The 18,218-nt window shown below is 44.1% G+C and carries 19 protein-coding genes and 1 tRNA gene; 10 read left to right on the top strand and 10 right to left on the bottom strand.

Translation table 11 applies throughout. The annotated features are described in order from the left end of the window. Positions 1-80 precede the first annotated feature (80 nt). Positions 81-156: transfer RNA gene (locus ACP45E_RS00830), tRNA-Thr, on the bottom strand. Positions 157-365: 209 nt separating this feature from the next. On the opposite strand from ACP45E_RS00830, the gene coaA reads away from it, so the two are divergent. After that, positions 366-1,289, top strand: a complete 924-nt coding sequence (coaA, locus tag ACP45E_RS00825; RefSeq protein WP_017038544.1) for a type I pantothenate kinase — start codon at positions 366-368, stop codon at positions 1,287-1,289. Positions 1,290-1,388: 99 nt separating this feature from the next. Here coaA and ACP45E_RS00820 read toward each other — a convergent pair whose 3' ends face one another. Further along, positions 1,389-1,814, bottom strand: coding sequence for a DUF805 domain-containing protein (locus tag ACP45E_RS00820; protein WP_017038543.1), 426 nt, complete (start codon positions 1,812-1,814; stop codon positions 1,389-1,391). A 49-nt stretch (positions 1,815-1,863) separates the two neighbouring features. After that, a complete protein-coding gene (locus tag ACP45E_RS00815; RefSeq protein ID WP_017035736.1) occupies positions 1,864-2,214 on the bottom strand; it encodes a 5-carboxymethyl-2-hydroxymuconate Delta-isomerase in 351 nt (116 codons plus the stop codon). A gap of 260 nt (positions 2,215-2,474) precedes the next feature. Here ACP45E_RS00815 and tpiA point away from each other — a divergent pair, with 260 nt between their 5' ends. Beyond that, entirely contained in the window at positions 2,475-3,248 is a 774-nt protein-coding gene (tpiA, locus tag ACP45E_RS00810; protein WP_017035735.1) for a triose-phosphate isomerase, read from the top strand. 147 nt (positions 3,249-3,395) lie between these two features. Further along, positions 3,396-4,730: an MATE family efflux transporter gene (locus ACP45E_RS00805; RefSeq protein ID WP_017038542.1), complete on the top strand. Its 1,335-nt coding sequence runs from the start codon at positions 3,396-3,398 to the stop codon at positions 4,728-4,730. Positions 4,731-4,876: 146 nt separating this feature from the next. Here the strand turns inward: ACP45E_RS00805 and rraA are convergent, their stop codons facing one another. From rraA to efp, 3 genes are all read right to left on the bottom strand, one after another. Then, the gene (gene rraA / locus ACP45E_RS00800; RefSeq protein WP_017038541.1) at positions 4,877-5,395 is read right to left on the bottom strand and encodes a ribonuclease E activity regulator RraA; all 519 of its coding nucleotides are present in this window, start codon (positions 5,393-5,395) and stop codon (positions 4,877-4,879) included. 74 nt (positions 5,396-5,469) lie between these two features. Continuing rightward, positions 5,470-6,387: a 1,4-dihydroxy-2-naphthoate polyprenyltransferase gene (locus ACP45E_RS00795; RefSeq protein WP_017035732.1), complete on the bottom strand. Its 918-nt coding sequence runs from the start codon at positions 6,385-6,387 to the stop codon at positions 5,470-5,472. A gap of 138 nt (positions 6,388-6,525) precedes the next feature. After that, a complete protein-coding gene (efp, locus tag ACP45E_RS00790) occupies positions 6,526-7,092 on the bottom strand; it encodes an elongation factor P (protein ID WP_017038540.1) in 567 nt (188 codons plus the stop codon). A 33-nt stretch (positions 7,093-7,125) separates the two neighbouring features. On the opposite strand from efp, the gene epmB reads away from it, so the two are divergent. Together epmB and ACP45E_RS00780 are read left to right on the top strand one after the other, a co-directional pair. Further along, entirely contained in the window at positions 7,126-8,148 is a 1,023-nt protein-coding gene (gene epmB, locus ACP45E_RS00785) for an EF-P beta-lysylation protein EpmB (RefSeq protein WP_017038539.1), read from the top strand. A gap of 77 nt (positions 8,149-8,225) precedes the next feature. Next, on the top strand, positions 8,226-8,723 hold the full coding sequence (locus ACP45E_RS00780) for an MgtC/SapB family protein (RefSeq protein ID WP_017035729.1): 498 nt from the start codon (positions 8,226-8,228) through the stop codon (positions 8,721-8,723). Positions 8,724-8,923: 200 nt separating this feature from the next. On the opposite strand, the gene pfkA is transcribed toward ACP45E_RS00780, so the two are convergent. From pfkA to ACP45E_RS00765, 3 genes are all read right to left on the bottom strand, one after another. Continuing rightward, positions 8,924-9,886, bottom strand: a complete 963-nt coding sequence (pfkA, locus tag ACP45E_RS00775; protein WP_017035728.1) for a 6-phosphofructokinase — start codon at positions 9,884-9,886, stop codon at positions 8,924-8,926. A 293-nt stretch (positions 9,887-10,179) separates the two neighbouring features. Then, positions 10,180-11,088 (bottom strand): CDF family cation-efflux transporter FieF, encoded by a 909-nt coding sequence (gene fieF / locus ACP45E_RS00770; protein ID WP_017035727.1) that lies wholly within the window; start codon positions 11,086-11,088, stop codon positions 10,180-10,182. 111 nt (positions 11,089-11,199) lie between these two features. Beyond that, positions 11,200-11,703: a CpxP family protein gene (locus ACP45E_RS00765; RefSeq protein WP_017038538.1), complete on the bottom strand. Its 504-nt coding sequence runs from the start codon at positions 11,701-11,703 to the stop codon at positions 11,200-11,202. Positions 11,704-11,907: 204 nt separating this feature from the next. Between ACP45E_RS00765 and ACP45E_RS00760 the strand changes: the two genes are divergently transcribed. The 3 genes from ACP45E_RS00760 (at position 11,908) to ACP45E_RS00750 (ending at position 14,586) form a co-directional block, all read left to right on the top strand. Beyond that, positions 11,908-12,600, top strand: a complete 693-nt coding sequence (locus tag ACP45E_RS00760) for a response regulator (protein WP_017038537.1) — start codon at positions 11,908-11,910, stop codon at positions 12,598-12,600. Continuing rightward, positions 12,600-13,979, top strand: coding sequence for an envelope stress sensor histidine kinase CpxA (gene cpxA / locus ACP45E_RS00755; RefSeq protein ID WP_017038536.1), 1,380 nt, complete (start codon positions 12,600-12,602; stop codon positions 13,977-13,979). The genes ACP45E_RS00760 and cpxA overlap by 1 nt, the downstream gene beginning before the upstream one ends. Before the next feature lie 127 nt (positions 13,980-14,106). Next, the gene (locus ACP45E_RS00750) at positions 14,107-14,586 is read left to right on the top strand and encodes a tRNA (cytidine(34)-2'-O)-methyltransferase (protein WP_017035723.1); all 480 of its coding nucleotides are present in this window, start codon (positions 14,107-14,109) and stop codon (positions 14,584-14,586) included. Between the two features lie 88 nt (positions 14,587-14,674). Here the strand turns inward: ACP45E_RS00750 and ACP45E_RS00745 are convergent, their stop codons facing one another. Beyond that, a complete protein-coding gene (locus ACP45E_RS00745; RefSeq protein WP_017035722.1) occupies positions 14,675-15,190 on the bottom strand; it encodes an FxsA family protein in 516 nt (171 codons plus the stop codon). Positions 15,191-15,529: 339 nt separating this feature from the next. On the opposite strand from ACP45E_RS00745, the gene aspA reads away from it, so the two are divergent. Further along, a complete protein-coding gene (gene aspA / locus ACP45E_RS00740) occupies positions 15,530-16,981 on the top strand; it encodes an aspartate ammonia-lyase (RefSeq protein WP_017035721.1) in 1,452 nt (483 codons plus the stop codon). A 162-nt stretch (positions 16,982-17,143) separates the two neighbouring features. Beyond that, positions 17,144-18,218, top strand: a 1,075-nt coding sequence (locus ACP45E_RS00735) for an anaerobic C4-dicarboxylate transporter (protein WP_069584589.1), incomplete at its 3' end; no start/stop codon positions are given.

Below are 18,218 nucleotides of genomic sequence, written 5' to 3'. Positions count from 1 at the left end.
TTTGGCCACTCGGGAACCCCTCCAAATTTTTAATCCATTCTTACTACAAATAGCTTCAAGTAACATGAAACAGGAAAGAATGGTGCCGACTACCGGAATCGAACTGGTGACCTACTGATTACAAGTCAGTTGCTCTACCTACTGAGCTAAGTCGGCATAAGTGGTGCGCATTCTATTGAATGATATTCGTGCTTGCAATAGTAAATTTAAAAAAAGTCATTTTTTTTGCCTGATTGGAATCATTTGATGTTTTTTCATGCAAAGTCCGTCTTTCTACTGCGTTCTTTCTTATTATTATTTGCATTGTTTGGTGCTTGTTGTATGTTCGCCATTCTATTTCGTTATTTCATGGTGAGTGAGCACTTATGAGTCCTTATCTATCTTTTGAGCGTGCCACATGGGCAGAGCTACGTAACTCTGTTCCAATGACACTCTCAGAATCTGATATCCAAGAGCTCCTCGGGGTAAATGAACGGTTATCAATGGAAGAAGCCGTTGATATTTACCTCCCTCTGAGTCGCCTACTCAATTTGTACATTGAGGCTCGCCAAAGTAGAAACTCGGTATTGCATCAGTTCCTCGACAGTACCGAAAGTTCGCCGCCTTTTATCATAGGTATTGCGGGCAGTGTTGCCGTCGGAAAAAGCACCACAGCTCGTATCATTCGGACCTTGCTGTCTCGTTGGGAAAATCACCCCAAAGTTGAATTGGTCACGACCGATGGTTTTTTATTTTCGAAAAGCGAACTCGATAGACGAGGGATTATGCATCGAAAAGGGTTTCCCGAATCCTATGATACAAAGGCTTTAGTAGAGTTTTTGTCTGATGTAAAAGCAGGGGAAACCAACCTACAAGTTCCTGTGTACTCTCACATAACCTACGACATAACAAACGAGGTGAAGAGAATAGAAAAGCCTGATGTGATCATTATTGAGGGCTTAAATGTTCTACAAAGTGGTCTTGACTACCCTAATAGTTCGATCAGTACCTTTATTTCCGATTTTCTCGACTTTTCAATCTACGTTGATGCCGACAGTGATGTCATAGAGAAGTGGTATATCGAAAGGTTTTTAGAATTTAGACAGGGCGCGTTTAAAAAGCCAGGATCTTACTTTAACCACTACACGCAGCTTAATGAATCACAGGCGATTGAAAAAGCCAAAGAGATATGGCAATCAATTAATGGGCTTAATCTCACTGAAAACATCCTACCGACAAAACACCGAGCGCAACTAATTTTAAAAAAAGGCCCATCTCATGCAGTCGAGAAAGTGTTATTGCGGAAATGATTTAATTTAGGGTAGTTTGGACGCCTGAGCTGACTACTTTGAAATCAGTGAAGGCTCGACCATAACCTCGAGCCTCTCTACCCATTCGTATGAGTTCTGTTATTTCAACTCAGGACCATATTGATTGGCCTTATCTTCACCCTTTAAAAAGCCGCACTCCACTAGAATCCAAGTTCCACAGATCAACGCTACCACAGAGCTTAGCATCTCTATATTTGTTGTTTGCGCGACGCCACTTGGATCACCGATAGGAACGGCCATCCGACCAAACACCAAAGGAACGTTGAGCATTAGCCACCAACTGGATTTACCTCTGTCATGCCAGCGTTTAGACGTAATCGCCAAATCTGGAATGAGAATGACCAATAAAAACACAGGCAATATGATATGGGCCATAGCCGGAAACAACGCATTCGATCCTATAGCAAAGCCCATAATGACCGCGTAGTAAAATACATTCCATATCCAATACGTTTTTCGACCCACTCTCCCTTCAAATGAGAACAGTAGCTGCTTTATCGACATCTTATTTACCCTTGAAATAATAAAAATTCAACGCCTAATCTATCATATTTCATCGGTTTATCGTCTTTTGAAAACACGCTTTATCCATATCACGGATATTCACCGTTAAGCTCCTTACTTGGCTTGCTTGCTGCTGAAGTACCGTCATCAACTGCCGGGAAAGCTCTCGTTTTTGCTCTTCAGTTCGCCCATCAAGCAGCTCAAAACCTACATGGATAAAATCAACGCTATCCCCTTCCTCACCAATCAGCCAATGATGGCAGCGCAATGCCCGAGATTTAACCGAATCAGGATCGAATAAGCTACTTTTTAGTGCGACATCATGAAGATCTTCTAGGAGCCCTTGAACATTGACACGTTGATCGATTGAATTTGAATATTCCATAACAAGATTTGGCATTGTCTTTCCTTTTCTGACAAAAGATCTTAAGTGATTATTTATCGCTGTGAATTCTCAACACTAATACCAATTAACTCTGCAAATTCCGAGGAAATCACTATCATTCTGTTTACTGGATCACTTAAGAAGAAGTCTAACCATTAAATAAACTCATGACCCGAATCATGATTTGATGGTATTAATCTGTTATATTCTTACGTAATCGCGTTTATTTTTTACATCAATTAGCTTTTTACATTCAAAATAATGGAGATATTCTTATGCGTCATCCTGTAGTGATGGGTAACTGGAAACTAAACGGCAGCAAAGAAATGGTTGTTGACCTACTAAACGGTCTTAATGCTGAACTTGAAGGCGTATCAGGCGTAGACGTAGCAGTCGCTCCACCTGCACTTTTCGTTGATCTTGCTGAGCGTACACTTACTGAAGCGGGCAGCGCAATCATCCTAGGTGCTCAAAACTCTGACCTAAACAACAGCGGTGCATTCACTGGCGACATGTCTCCAGCTATGCTGAAAGAATTTGGTGCATCTCACATCATCATCGGTCACTCTGAGCGTCGTGAATACCACAACGAATCAGACGAGTTCGTTGCTAAGAAATTCGCATTCCTAAAAGAGAACGGCCTAACTCCAGTTCTTTGTATCGGTGAATCTGAAGCACAAAACGAAGCAGGCGAGACTGTTGCTGTATGTGCACGTCAACTTGACGCTGTTATCAACACTCAAGGTGTTGAAGCTCTTGAAGGCGCGATCATCGCTTACGAACCAATCTGGGCTATCGGTACTGGTAAAGCAGCAACCGCTGAAGATGCGCAACGCATTCACGCTCAAATCCGTGCTCACATTGCTGAGAAATCAGAAGAAGTGGCTAAGAACGTTGTTATCCAATACGGCGGTTCTGTTAAGCCAGAAAACGCAGCGGCTTACTTCGCACAACCAGACATCGATGGTGCTCTAGTTGGCGGTGCAGCGCTAGACGCGAAAAGCTTTGCCGCTATCGCTAAAGCAGCAGCTGAAGCAAAAAAAGCTTAATACGTTAGCACAACAACTTGTTGCTTAAGGCCTGCATTCGCGGGCCTTTTTTATCACAGTTACCTCACCTCTACGGGTTGTTCCTACTCGTTTCCAATGTTGTCTTTATCTTGTATCCTATCGTTTTAATGAAATAGCGTATGGACAATGCACGATAAACACGGCCTATTAACAGCGCCCATTCCTAATGTGCTGCGTCAAATGACCATTCCAATGACCTTTGGAATGATTGCTATCTTGATGTTCAATGTCGTCGATACGTTTTTTATTTCCCTTCTGGGTACCGATGCGTTAGCAGCGATCAGCTTTACGTTCCCCATCACCTTTGCCATAAACTGCATCACTATGGGTATCGGAATCGGATTGTCCACGAATATAGCTCGCCTACTCGGTAAAGGCCGTTCGAAACAAGCCGGTCGCTTTTCTACCCACGGTTTGGTTTTAGCGCTGCTGCTTGTTTCTGTCACCTCGTTCATTGGCTTACTGAGCATCCGACCTACCTTTGCATTATTAGGCGCACAACCACACCTTATCGATCTGATCTGTGAATACATGTCCATTTGGTATTTAACGATTCCGCTTCTGGTTATTCCTATGGCAGGAAACAGTGCGATAAGAGCGACAGGGGACACGAAAACCCCTGCTAAGATCATGATGCTGGCAGGGCTGATTAACGGAGTGCTGGACCCACTGCTGATTTTTGGTATTGGCCCATTTCCAGAGCTTGGTATTCAAGGCGCGGCCATTTCAAGCGCGTTGAGTTGGTTGGGTGCCTTGATAGGGTCACTTTACGTTTTAATTCGTCGGGAAAAAATGCTCGCATCGCCTGATTTCTCTCAAATCATCAATGACTGGCGACAAATCCTTAAGATTGGTACTCCTGCGGCGCTTTCCAATGCGATGGTGCCATTATCAGGCGCAATATTGATGATACTGCTGGCCTCGCATGGAACGGTGGCTGTGGCTGCTTTTGGAGCGGCTCAAAGAATTGAGTCACTGCTGATTTTAGTTCTTATGGCATTGACCTCCGCTTTGACCCCGTTTATGGCTCAAAATTTAGGAGCCAATAATACCGAGCGAAGCTTTTCTGCACTTTTTCTTAGTATGCGTTTTGCGATTGTATTTCAGTTGATTATTTTCATTATGATGGTGCCATTAAGCATTCCTTTAGCGCGTCTTTTCTCTCAAGAGCCGTCGGTTCGAGATCTACTTTGGCATTATTTATTGGTTGTTCCGTTCAGTTATGGCTTTCAAGGCGTCACCATGATGCTCGTCGCTGGACTCAATGCTCTGCATAAGCCGGTCCCTGCTTTCCAATGGAGCATTATTCGACTCTTTGTTTTTACGTTACCTGCTGCTTGGATTGGTAATCAAATATACGGTGTTGAAGGGCTATTTATCGGTATCGCGGTAGGCAATGTTTTGTCTGGTGTTTCCAGTTATCTGTACGCGCTCAAATTACGTCAATCGTATCAATCATAGTTAATCCCTTTATTCATATCACTCACCTTTCGACATAACCAAGACAACCAATATACACCGCTTAACCCAGCAAAAATTGAGCACAAAAAAGCCGACACTATAACGTATCGGCTTCTTTTATCTGTACTTAGGTCTAGGCTTGTTGATTATTCAACAATTTCTTCGTCTTCATCAATCTCAAGTTCAATATCCAATGGCTCTTGAGAGATAATGATTCCAGTATTATCTGCGTACAAATAATCTTCCGGCACAAATGTAACGCTACCAAAGTTGACCGCGACATCAGTCTCACCAACACCATTACCAACGGCACCCACAGGGATAGAAGCCAACGCTTGGATACCAACACTCATCTCTTCGAGTTCATCGACTTCACGAACGCAGCCGTAAACAACAATGCCTTCCCATTCGTTATCTTCCGCCAACGCTGCCAATTCCGCATCGATAAGAGCACGACGCAAAGATCCACCGCCATCAATCAGTAATACTCGGCCTACCCCATCTTGCTCTAATAGATCGCGAATAAGGCTATTATCTTCAAAGCATTTGATTGTCGTAACTTGACCTGCAAATGATGTACGCCCACCAAAATTGCTAAAAAGAGGTTCAACGACATCGACTTGATCTAAGTAAATATCGCACAGAGCTGAAGTATTGTATTCCATAGTATTTATCCATACTGATAGTCATCTCTATCGAGTATATCGAGTCACTAAGTCAATGCAATGATAAGACGCAATTAACTGACGAGAGTTTGAGCTATAACGATGCCGGTAAAAAGCACGTTTGAGAATAAGGCACACTTCACAACAATCGGCATCATAGGAGCGATTTGAGCCGGTTGAGTCGCCAGCCAAACCGCCCTGCCATGCTTATACACCACCACAAGGCTAAGAACGAAAGGCAAGCTGATCCAAAGTGGTGCGGGTTGAAGCAATAAATAACAGACAAATGTAGCTAATGCACTCGCCAGTAAAACAAGGTGGTATTGTTTGGATTTAGCCTGGCCAAGCCGAACGGCAACGGTTTTCTTACCACATGCCTTATCATTTTCAATATCACGCATATTATTGACATTCAACACAGCCACCGCGAATAGCCCACAGCCTATTGCTGGCAAAATGAGGGTTGCTTCCACAAAGCCAGTGTGAAGGAAGAAGGTTCCCGCGACACCTAATAACCCAAAAAAGATGAACACAGAAATATCTCCCAAGCCAACATAGCCATAGGGCTTATTACCGACGGTATATGCAATGGCCGCAACCATCGCCAACACACCTAAACCGATAAACGTCATGATACTTTGTAAGCTATTCAGTGCGTAAAAAATAAGAAACAGTCCAGACAACATCGTAAGCACAATGTTAATCACCATCGCTTGTTGCATGGTTTTTAAAGAAACCGCACCAGACTGAATTGCGCGTATTGGCCCAAGGCGCGCATCGTTGTCCGTTCCCTTGACTGCGTCGCCATAGTCATTAGCCAGATTGGATAAGATTTGCAGTAAAGTGGCAGTAATAAAGGCAAGCAACGCAATCGTGAAAGAGAATTGTCCAATAGAATACGCCAACACACTACCCGTGAGTATCGAGACAAGGGCAAGTGGCAGTGTTTTTGGTCGTGCGGCATCTAACCAGATTTGAATTGATTGCTTCATCGTTCTCTTTGTCTACATTCTATTTGTCTACGCACAATATGCGCTGATTGTGTCATAACCGATTCATTCACGCAAAAAACTAAAAAGGCCACCGAAGCGACCTTTTTGTATCATCCATACCGCAGCGGGTTGATGTGATTATTTCACTCGGCCTACATACTCGCCGTTACGAGTATCAACCTTGATCACTTCGCCAATCGAAATGAACAGCGGAACGCGCACAACAGCGCCGGTTGCTAGAGTTGCAGGCTTACCGCCAGTTCCTTGAGTATCACCCTTTAGACCAGGGTCAGTTTCAGTAACTTCAATCTCAACGAAGTTAGGTGGCGTAACGACGATCGGGTTACCGTTCCACAGCGTGATCATGCAAGTGTCGTTTTCTACTAGCCATTTCGCATTGTCGCCAACCGCTTTCACTTCAGCTGCAATTTGCTCGAAAGACTCACTGTTCATAAAGTGGTAGAATTCGCCATCGTTGTACAGGTAATCAAGATCGATATCCATAACGTCAGCAGTTTCAACCGACTCACCTGACTTAAAGGTTTTCTCTAACACTTTACCTGAAAGCAATTTACGGATTTTGACACGGTTGAATGCTTGACCTTTGCCCGGTTTCACTAACTCATTTTCGAGAATGACACACGGCTCTTTATCAAGCATAAGTTTGAGACCGCCTTTAAATTCATTGGTGCTAACAGTAGCCATTTTTTCCTCTTACCATATTTCGAGTTCAAATTAATGTCGCATATCATAACCCGAATTTCCCCAACTGTTGAGCAAAACTGGCTCAAACAACTAGCGAATGCGATCTCAGACCCTGCAAAACTGCTCGCACAACTAGAGATTGATGCTTCAGAGTGGGAAGCTGGCTTTGAGGCGAAAGCGTTATTTGCGCAGCGAGTTCCACTGAGTTTTGTCAATAGAATGGAAAAAGGCAACCCTCACGACCCGTTACTTCGTCAAGTATTACCACTTAATGAAGAGTTTGGTATCCATGACGGGTATTCCGCGGATCCGTTGGAAGAACAGAACAACGCGATTCCCGGATTACTGCACAAGTATAGAAATCGTGCGTTATTCATCTTAAAAGGCGGATGTGCGATTAACTGTCGTTACTGTTTTAGACGCCACTTTCCCTATGAGGATAACAAAGGAAGCAAATCGGTTTGGCAACAAGGGCTCGATTACTTACACGCCCATTCAGAGATCAATGAAGTCATTTTATCTGGTGGCGATCCGCTGATGGCAAAAGATCATGAGCTTGAATGGTTGATTAAACAGATTGAAGCCATTCCTCACATTACACGCCTGCGCATTCATACACGCCTGCCTGTCGTGATCCCGGCTCGTATCACTCAAGAACTGCTTAAATTGCTAGGGCATTCGCGATTGCAGGTCATCTTAGTGACTCACATTAATCACGCCAATGAAATCGACGCTGCACTGACAGAAGCGATGACGCAACTCAAACGCCATCATGTCACGCTGCTCAACCAGAGCGTATTGCTAAAAGGGGTGAATGATTCCGTCGAAGCACAAGTTTCTCTAAGCAATCACCTCTTTGATGCAGGTATTTTGCCTTATTACCTGCATGTCTTGGATAAAGTCCAAGGTGCGGCGCACTTCTATGTCTCAGACGAACGGGCCAAAAAAATCATGGCCGCATTGATTGAACAAGTTTCTGGGTATCTGGTTCCGACTCTCACCCGAGAAATAGGTGGTCGACAAAGCAAAACACCATTGGATTTACATCTTGAGTAGTCCTTATCGTTAAGATAAAAAAATCGATTAGTTACAATAAAAGACTCTGGGCATAATACGATTTTTGCGAGGTACTTATGCTCAACCAATTACACCCCTTCTTCGATATCGCCCCTTTTTCATGGGTGGCATTAGGCTGTTGTGCGATCAATGGTCTCATGATTGGCATTGAAAGGCAGACTCGTGGCAAACCAGTGGGAATAAGAACCTCGATCTTAATCATTTCTGGTACCTACCTTTTTATCTCGATGGCTATCTCACTGTCACCAAATTCACTCGATCAAGCGAGGGTGTTAGGGCAAATCATTACGGGTGTCGGCTTTTTAGGTGCAGGGGTCATGATGACGTTAGAAGGGAAAATTCATGGCGTCACTTCGGCGGCGATTATTTGGGTGCTTGCGGCCCTCGGGGTAATGATAGGGCTGGGTTACTACAGCCAATCACTCATTATCACCACGCTCACATTGAGTGTTCTATTGGGGGTTGATAAAGCCGAGCATCATTTCAAAGCTCTGCGGCGTGGTGTCCATGACCAATTGAAGAAACGAACCAAGAAAAAGCTGCCTAATGTATGACTCACTGGTCGCTCGAACGAGTTAAATTCACCAATGAGCTGAATATTCAAATAAGCTGAGTATTCCGATGAACTAGACCGTAGATGAGCGAGCTTATAAGTTAAGCGGTAGAAAAACAAAAAAGCCAGAAGAGCGATCTTCTGGCTTTTTAACACCGACAAACCATGCCAATGTAACGTCAATTTTTCATTGACTGAAAATTAAAACAACTCTTCTGCAACTTTGAATAGATCGTTGCGAACCGGACGTTTCATATTTTCAATCGCATCGATAATGTCGTGGTGTATCAGCTCTTCTTTCTGGATACCAACACAACGACCACCATGACCTTCCATCAGAAGGTGAACAGCGTAGTTGCCCATACGAGATGCAAGAACACGGTCAAATGCAGTAGGACGACCACCACGTTGAATATGGCCAAGTACCGTTGCACGAGTTTCTCGGCCGGTTGCTTCTTCAATTTGCTGAGCAAGATCGTTGGCATCCATCATAAGCTCAGTCAGTGCAATGATCGCGTGCTTCTTACCTTTCGCAATACCGTCTTTAATATTCGCGATCAACTGCTCTTTATTAAGGCCGGTTTCTGGTGTGATTATGTACTCACAGCCACCTGCAATTGCCGACATAAGAGTCAAGTCACCACAGTGACGACCCATGATTTCAACGATCGAAATACGTTGGTGAGAAGACGAGGTATCGCGAAGACGGTCAATCGCATCAATGACGGTATTCAATGCAGTTAGGTAACCAATTGTGTAGTCTGTACCTGCGATATCGTTATCAATCGTGCCTGGTAAACCGATGCATGGGTAGCCCATTTCAGTGAGCTTCTTAGCCCCCATATAAGAACCATCACCACCAACAACGACTAATGCTTCAATGCCGTGTTTCTTGAGGTTCTCAATGCCTTTTTGACGAACTTCTACATTCTTAAACTCAGGAAAGCGAGCAGAGCCTAGGAAAGTACCACCACGGTTGATAACATCTGAAACACTAGAGCGATCAAGTTTTTCAATACGATCTTCAACAAGACCTTGATAGCCATCGTAAATCCCGTACACCTCAATACCAGCCGACAATGCTGTACGCACTACGCCTCGCACGGCTGCGTTCATACCAGGTGCGTCTCCGCCACTTGTTAAAACACCGATCTTCTTAATCATGCTCACCCTCGAATATTTTGGGAATTAAACTTCAATTTAATACCGATGACGCAATACCGCCACCCGTGAAATCCTTTTAAACTGCGCTGTATGGTACCTTTACCAAAAAGTAATACTACTTTTATTTGTACCGATTTACGTAAGTTTACTACTTATGTAATAGTATTACAGTTTTCGCCAATCACTTTGTTGATTCATATCAGAATCAGACTTTTCTTTTATTGCTCAAAAGATAGCGAATAATTCTGAGCTTGTCTTGCTCATTTGATGAAAGTGATTTGCCTATTGCCTGGCTACCAATCGCTCTCTAATTGCGCTTTTTCACTATTGATGACGGCCGATAAAGGATCTTGGTGAATCAAGACATCCGCACCAGGGAATGCTTCGATCAATCGATCTTCCACTTTGTCTGCGATTCTATGAGCTTCAATTAGGATCATATTGTCATCAAGCTCTAGGTGCAGTTGAATAAAGCGCGTTGGACCGGCCATTCGCGTTCTTAACTGGTGCACACCCAGGACACCTTCAATCTCAAGACAATGGGCTCGTATCTGCTCGAGTTCTTCATCGGGTAATTTACGATCCAATAATGTTTGAATCGCCTCTGTTACCATCTTAAAGGCGCTATACAAAATGAAAATGCCAATTCCAATAGCGAATACCGCATCAGCTTGGGTCACTCCAAACCAACTGAGCCCAAGAGCGATCATAATCGCACCATTCATATACAGATCGGTTTGATAATGCAAAGAATCAGCGGCAATGGCTTGGCTACCCGTTTTTCTAACTACATGCTTTTGAAAAGCAACCAGAGCAAAAGTGACCACCATGGCAAAGAAACTGACGTAAACCCCCAGCTCGGGTGAATTTAACTCGTGTGGGCGGAAGAAACGATCGATGCCATTAAGAATGAGAAAACAGGCGGATCCCGAAATGAACATTGCCTGAGCCAAGGCCGCTAAAGATTCCGCCTTGCCATGCCCAAATGTATGCTCTTTATCTGCAGGTTGCAGTGCATAGCGAATCACCATCAAGTTAACGACAGACGCTGAAATATCCAATAATGAATCGATCAGCGACGCAAGCAAGCTCACCGATCCAGTTAACCACCAAGCAACGATTTTGACGATCATCAATAGTGTTGCCACAGCAGTTGCTGTCCATGCGGCCATGGTCACTAAACGAGCATATTCTTGTTTCATACAACATCAATGTTTTGAAAATTCTGTGTTCAGTATAACGTGTCATGCTGAAAAATATCAAAAAAAGGCAGCGATATCCGCTGCCTTTTGAGAATCAATAGATTGGATTGATTACGAGTTTTTCATTTTCTTTTGCATCTTGTCGCTGCATTTTTGCATACGCTCTTGCTGAAGTTCGACAAATTGCGATTTCTGTTCATCGGTTAACAGACTCAACATTTTGTGTTGATCTTTAAGCTTATTCACTCGGCGTTCCGTTTGTTTTTCAACCATCTCACTCGCTAATGCGTTAGCAGCATCTTCATCAAACGTGTCCGCTAAAACCAATGCCTGAACTTGCTTTTGATGCGCTTGCATTAATGCACGTTTTTCTTCTGAACCTGCTTGACGCTGTGCTTTTTTATCACCTTTCGTGGTTTCGCGTAGCGCTTGCATTTGCGACTTTTGCTCTTCAGTCAAATCCAACTGACGCATGATACCTCGGTCAAAACCACCAGAACATTTACCTTCTCCACCTTGATTGTGGGATTTACCGCCAAACGCATACGCACTCGCCGTAGCAAACATCAATGGGAAGACTGCCGCTGCCAATACTAATTTCTTTGTTGTGTTCATAATCGTACCCTCTGTCGTTATTAATGGACGCTGCGGTTATTCATGAATGCCATCAACACAGCGCATGAGTTTAGAATACGACACTGGATGTAAATCAACGTTTAGCCAGCGTAAAGGTTCGTAAAGAAGCAAAATTAAACTCTTCGTCGGTTCTATTTCGCAGTAGTATAAAGAAGAAGAATTATTTAAAGAGGAAACGCATTCATGGCACACATCCTACTGATTGACGATGACACTGAACTTACTGGCTTACTCAAGGAAGTATTAAGCTATGAGGGTTTTACGGTGACAGAAACCAACGACGGAGAATCAGGGCTTGCCGCCATTAATGATCAAATCGACCTCATTTTACTGGACGTGATGATGCCTAAGCTCAATGGCATGGACACATTGAAAAAGCTACGGGAACACTGGACGACGCCAGTGTTAATGCTGACGGCAAAAGGAGAAGAGATTGATCGCGTCATTGGCTTAGAACTTGGCGCGGATGACTATCTCCCTAAACCTTTTAGTGATCGCGAATTGCTCGCAAGAATGAAAGCTATTTTGCGTCGAACACAAACACAGGCACTAACCGCGCCCAAAGTCAGCGACTGCATCGAATATTGCGATATTAAAGTTTACCCTGGCAAGCAAGAAGCTTACTGCCAAGAACAACTTATCGACCTCACCACAACGGAATTTTCATTGCTCAGCCATTTTATTCAACATCCCGGTGTCACACTGACGAAGGAAATATTGAGCCTGGATGTCCTTGGCAAACGGCTTTCGCCATTCGATAGAGCCATTGATATGCACGTTTCCAATTTACGCAAAAAATTGCCAGAGACTCATTCTGGTAGACCTCGCATCAAAACCCTTAGAGGGCGGGGCTACTTAATGGTCGAGGAGGATTAATGCGTTTACCCAAAATCACCAGTTTATACGGTCGTATATTTGCCATTTTTTGGTTCACCATGTTGCTCGTGTTACTCGCAGTGCTCTCTTTGCCGCATCTTGATCCGCGCAAAGCCCGTGACATACCGCAAGATCATTTTAATAAACTGGAGCAAATAAAGCAGAACATCGAAACTCGGTATAAAAATGAGACCAATTTAAGCAAGATCCTTTTTAATCTTGACGATCAACGACGATCACCTCGTTTTTCGCAGCCGCGTATATTTATCTCTGATCTTGAAGGTAATGTGTTAACCACTAAAAATCATCATGACTCCAAAATCAGAGCATTAAGAAACTTTGTCACCAGTATTGATTCCGTCGAGACACCAAAACAAAAACTGTATGGCCAACATATGATCGCTGGACCTCTGCCTATCCGCTTAGCAAATCGTGACCTATTTCTTTATGTCGGTATTAAGTGGAATCAACCACCACCGTTCGTATTGCGTTTATTTGATAAACCCTTTCAACTGCTATTTGCCGTCATGCTTGTCAGCACTCCCCTTTTGCTTTGGTTGGCATGGGCACTGAGTCAGCCCGCTCGAAAATTAGAAAGAGCAGCCAGACGTGTCGCCAATGGGGAGTTTGTTGTCGACCCTGATCTTGAAAAAGGCACCTCAGAGTTTCGCCAAGCGGGAGCAAGCTTTAATCAGATGGTCGAAGCGGTAAATAGCATGCTCTCAGGCCAGCAACGATTACTGTCTGACATATCGCACGAACTTCGTTCCCCTCTCACTCGATTGCGCATGGCCAATGCATTGGCGACAAGGAAACAAGGCGAGAGCTCAGAACTGAGTAGGATTGATACTGAAGCACAACGACTCGAGCAAATGATCGCCGAGCTTTTAGAACTGTCTCGCATGCAAGCGGATAGCCATTTAATACGAGAAGAGCAGCCCCTCAGTAGCCTGTGGGAAGAGCTTCTCAACGATGCACAGTTCGAAGCTGAACAAATGGGTAAATCCTTATCATTAGGGCCCATACCCAATCGAACCATTAGTGGAAACCCGAAACTACTAATGAGCGCGGTGGAAAATATCACCCGTAACGCCATTTATTACGGTAAAGACCATGCTCAAGTGTCCATGACGGCAAACCGCGATTCGTTGAGCATTGTGGTGGAGGATAATGGGAATGGTGTCCCTGAAAATGAAATGAGTGAGATCTTTCGGCCATTTTACCGAGTATCTACAGCTCGAGACAGAAATTCTGGAGGAGCGGGCCTAGGCCTAGCTATTACTGAAAGTGCGATACGACAACACAGTGGAACCATCACCGCTAACCAAAGTGAACTAGGCGGTTTAAAAATTTGTATTCAATTGCCCCTCACTCAATAAGCACAGATACCATGGATAAAACGAAAAAGCGCTCAAACAAATGTGACTGGTCACGCTATCTGACTTGGCGTAGGCCAATCACCACCTTATACTCGATGGCTAAACTTCCAATACAGATACATTCAGCATGTTTGATATAGCGCTTTTTGAGCCAGAAATTGCCCCTAATACAGGGAACATCATCCGTTTAAGTGCAAACTGTGGTGCGAACTTACACCTCATTGAACCTCTCGGATTTGACCTCGATGAGAAAAAAGTTCGCCGAGCAGGGCTGGACTATCATGATCTTGCACGCGTCAAACGCCACAAAGACTACGATGCTTTTCTAGCCTATTTAGAAAGCGAACGTCACGGTCAGTACCGTATTTTTGCGTGTACGACAAAAACGACAGGCCACCATGTTGATGCTGCGTTTACTCAAGGTGATGTTTTACTCTTTGGACCTGAAACCCGCGGCCTTCCCGCCGAAGTCATCGAAAGCTTGCCGATGGAGCAGCGTCTTCGAATTCCAATGATGCCCGATGCGAGAAGTTTGAATCTATCAAATGCTGTGGCAATTATCGCGTTTGAAGCGTGGCGACAGATGGGCTTTGATGGCGCTGTATAATTTCTAACAGCACAAAGTAAAATTACTTACAAAAATCACAAAGGCAGCTCTTTAGCTGCCTTTGGTTATTGTTGAATATTAAAAACTACTAATTCAGTCTGTTTTTATCTTGATCATCTTTTTTTTCATACTCACCCTCAAACGTACTGCCATTCGAATCAGAGTTAAATGGATCGCGATGAAAAGGGTCTTGTTCGAATGGATTTTGCCCAAATGAGTGAGCACCAAAACCCGCCCCGCCAACGGATTTCACCACCATTTTACTCATCAGATACTTAGCAATGATACCTCTAGGTGCCGGTAGCAACACGAGCATACCAAAAGCGTCCGTCATGAATCCTGGCGTTAATAACAGTACGCCAGCAACCGCCAGCATTACACCTTCAAAAATTTCCTGAGCAGGTAACTCGCCTTGATTTAATCGGCCCTGTACCGTTCTTAATGTTTGTAAGCCCTGGCTACGTACCAGTGAGGCACCAACGAAAGCAGTAATGAGCACCAAACCGATAGTCGTCCATAAACCAAGCAGATCTCCGACTTGGATAAACAACGCAATCTCAATGATCGGCACAAAAATAAATAATAATAGTAAGATCGGAAACACACGCACTCCTTGGTTGAATTCAGTGTACGCGCAAAAGCCTCATTAGCTCAAATTAATCCTGTAAAAATCTGTTTTAATCCCTATTTACACTCCGACCGCACGTCATTCTATGTCCCGTTTATTTGCCCTAGATCATCAATCATTTGAATCATGGTTATCACCATTCAAATATTCATAAAAAGGTGATCCAGTTACTATTTTTATGTATCTAGTTCAGTATGATGTGCTACAGATGTTAGGGAAGATTTCCTAACCCACAATTCTGAAGAAGGGATTCTTAATACGCAGAGTTGGGGAATATTTTATTACTCTCAATAATAATTCTCTAAGGATCCCGTTATGGCTACTCTACCTAGTACGTCAAAAGCCGTTAATCAAGCCACTCGAATCGAAGAAGATCTTCTAGGTCAGCGTCACGTCCCTGCTGATGCGTACTATGGCATTCACACTCTGCGCGCAATTGAAAATTTCAACATCTCAAATTCTACAATCTCCGATGTGCCTGAATTTATTCGCGGCATGGTCATGACGAAAAAAGCGGCGGCATTGGCCAACAACGAACTGGGCGTATTACCAAAAGATGTCGCTCGTCATATTATTCAAGCGTGTGACGTCATCCTAGACACTGGCAAGTGCATGGATCAGTTCCCATCGGATGTTTTTCAAGGCGGTGCAGGTACTTCGGTGAACATGAACACCAACGAAGTCATCGCAAATGTCGCATTAGAATTGATGGGCAAAGAAAAAGGCCAATACGAGTTCATTAACCCAAATGACCATGTGAATAAAAGCCAATCCACCAACTGCGCCTACCCAACGGGTTTCCGTATTTCGGTATTTAATAGCGTTCACAAACTGATTGATGCCATTGAATACTTAAAAGGTGCCTTTGATTTAAAAAGCAAAGAATTTGAAAGCATCTTGAAAATGGGTCGAACTCAACTTCAAGACGCGGTACCAATGACTGTAGGGCAAGAATTCCACGCCTGGTCTGTGACCTTGAATGAAGAGATTCGTGCTCTCGAATACACATCAAAACTATTACTTGAAGTGAACCTTGGCGCGACCGCTATAGGTACTGGCCTTAATGCTGTTGAAGGCTACCAAGAGCTTGCGGTTAAACATTTAGCCGCAGTAACAGGCCACGAATGCGTACAAGCGGAAGACTTGATTGAAGCCACGTCTGACTGTGGCGCTTATGTAATGACACACGGTGCACTTAAGCGTCTTGCGGTAAAACTGTCTAAGATTTGTAATGACCTTCGCTTACTTTCCTCTGGCCCACGTACTGGCCTGAATGAATTAAACCTTCCAGAACTTCAGGCTGGCTCCTCCATCATGCCAGCCAAAGTGAACCCAGTGGTACCGGAAGTCGTCAACCAAGTCTGTTTTAAAGTGCTAGGTAACGACAACACCATCTCGTTTGCGGCAGAAGGCGGGCAACTACAATTGAATGTCATGGAACCGGTTATCGCCCAAAGCATGTTTGAGTCACTTGATATCCTAACCAATGCGTGTGTGAACCTTCGTGATAAGTGTATCGACGGCATCACAGTGAACAAAGAAGTGTGTGAAGGATACGTGTTTAACTCCATTGGTATCGTGACCTACTTAAACCCATACATTGGTCACCACGAAGGTGATATCGTCGGTAAAATTTGTGCCGAAACCGGTAAAAGTGTACGCGAAGTGGTTCTAGAGCGCGGGTTATTAACCGAAGAAGAGCTCGATGATATCTTCTCAACAGAAAACCTCATGCGACCTCAATATAAAGGTAAGCGATACGAGTAAACCAATGATGGCCCCAAACGGGGCCTTTTTGTCTTTTTATATAATGAGCTTTAACTCTTATACATTTGCTTTTACTTGATACAAAAAATATCCATTTGAGTGGCCTAGGCTTCAATACTGAACTGTCGGCCACTGAACATAAAAATATAAAGAGGTCACATTATGATCGCGGTTGAACTATTCGTTGTTTTATTCTTTATCTTTATCGGGGCCCGAATCGGCGGGATCGGTATTGGTTTTGCGGGGGGTGCGGGTGTTATTGCACTCTCCTTGATATTAGGCGTACCAACCAGTCAGAGTTTTATACCCGTTGATGTTATTTTGATCATCATGTCGGTGATCACGGCCATTGCCGCGATGCAAGTAGCAGGGGGAATGGACTGGTTGGTTCAAATCGCTGAGAACTTTCTTAGAAAGCACCCAGAACGCATTACGTTTTACGCACCGATTGTGACGTTTTTTATGACACTACTAGCAGGAACAGGACACACGGCGTTCTCCACCTTACCTGTCATCGCTGAAGTGGCCAAAGGACAAGGCGTTCGTCCTTCACGACCACTGTCTATCGCTGTTGTTGCATCACAAATTGCGATTACCGCATCGCCAATTTCAGCAGCCGTTGTCGCCTTTGCCGCTATGCTGGCTCCATTTGGTGTCGATTATCTGACCCTGCTTGCTGTCTGTATCCCAACCACGTTCATTGCTTGTATGGTCGGCGCATTTGTTTCGAACTTCATGGGCTGTGAACTCAAAGATGATCCTATCTACCAAGAGCGTCTTGCAAAAGGACTAATTAAGCTATCAAACAACGAGAAACGAGAAATTTTACCCACAGCAAAACGTGCTACCTACATTTTCCTTGGAGCGATACTCTTTGTGGTTTGCTACGCGGCGGCCATTTCAAGCTCAATTGGCTTGATTGAAAACCCGGCTCTAGGCCGAAACGAAGCGATCATGAGTGTGATGCTTGCTGCTGCCGCTGCCATCGTGATGTTCACTAAAATTGACGCATCTAAGATCCCTGCTGCTGCCACGTTTCGTTCAGGTATGACTGCGTGTGTGTGCGTATTAGGTGTTGCATGGCTTGGATCAACGTTTGTTAATGCCCATGTTGACGGTATTAAAGATGTCGCAGGTGCGTTACTGGCCGATTACCCGTGGATGCTCGCTCTGGTTTTATTCTTTGCTTCAATGCTGCTTTATTCTCAAGGTGCGACCACAGATCGGAAGAGCGGTT

It is taken from the genome of Vibrio genomosp. F10 str. 9ZD137 (genome assembly GCF_049974785.1).
In the GTDB taxonomy this organism is placed as follows: domain Bacteria; phylum Pseudomonadota; class Gammaproteobacteria; order Enterobacterales; family Vibrionaceae; genus Vibrio.
The sequence above is the reverse complement of the archived record's forward strand: the minus strand, read 5'-3'. Positions and strand labels throughout refer to the sequence as shown.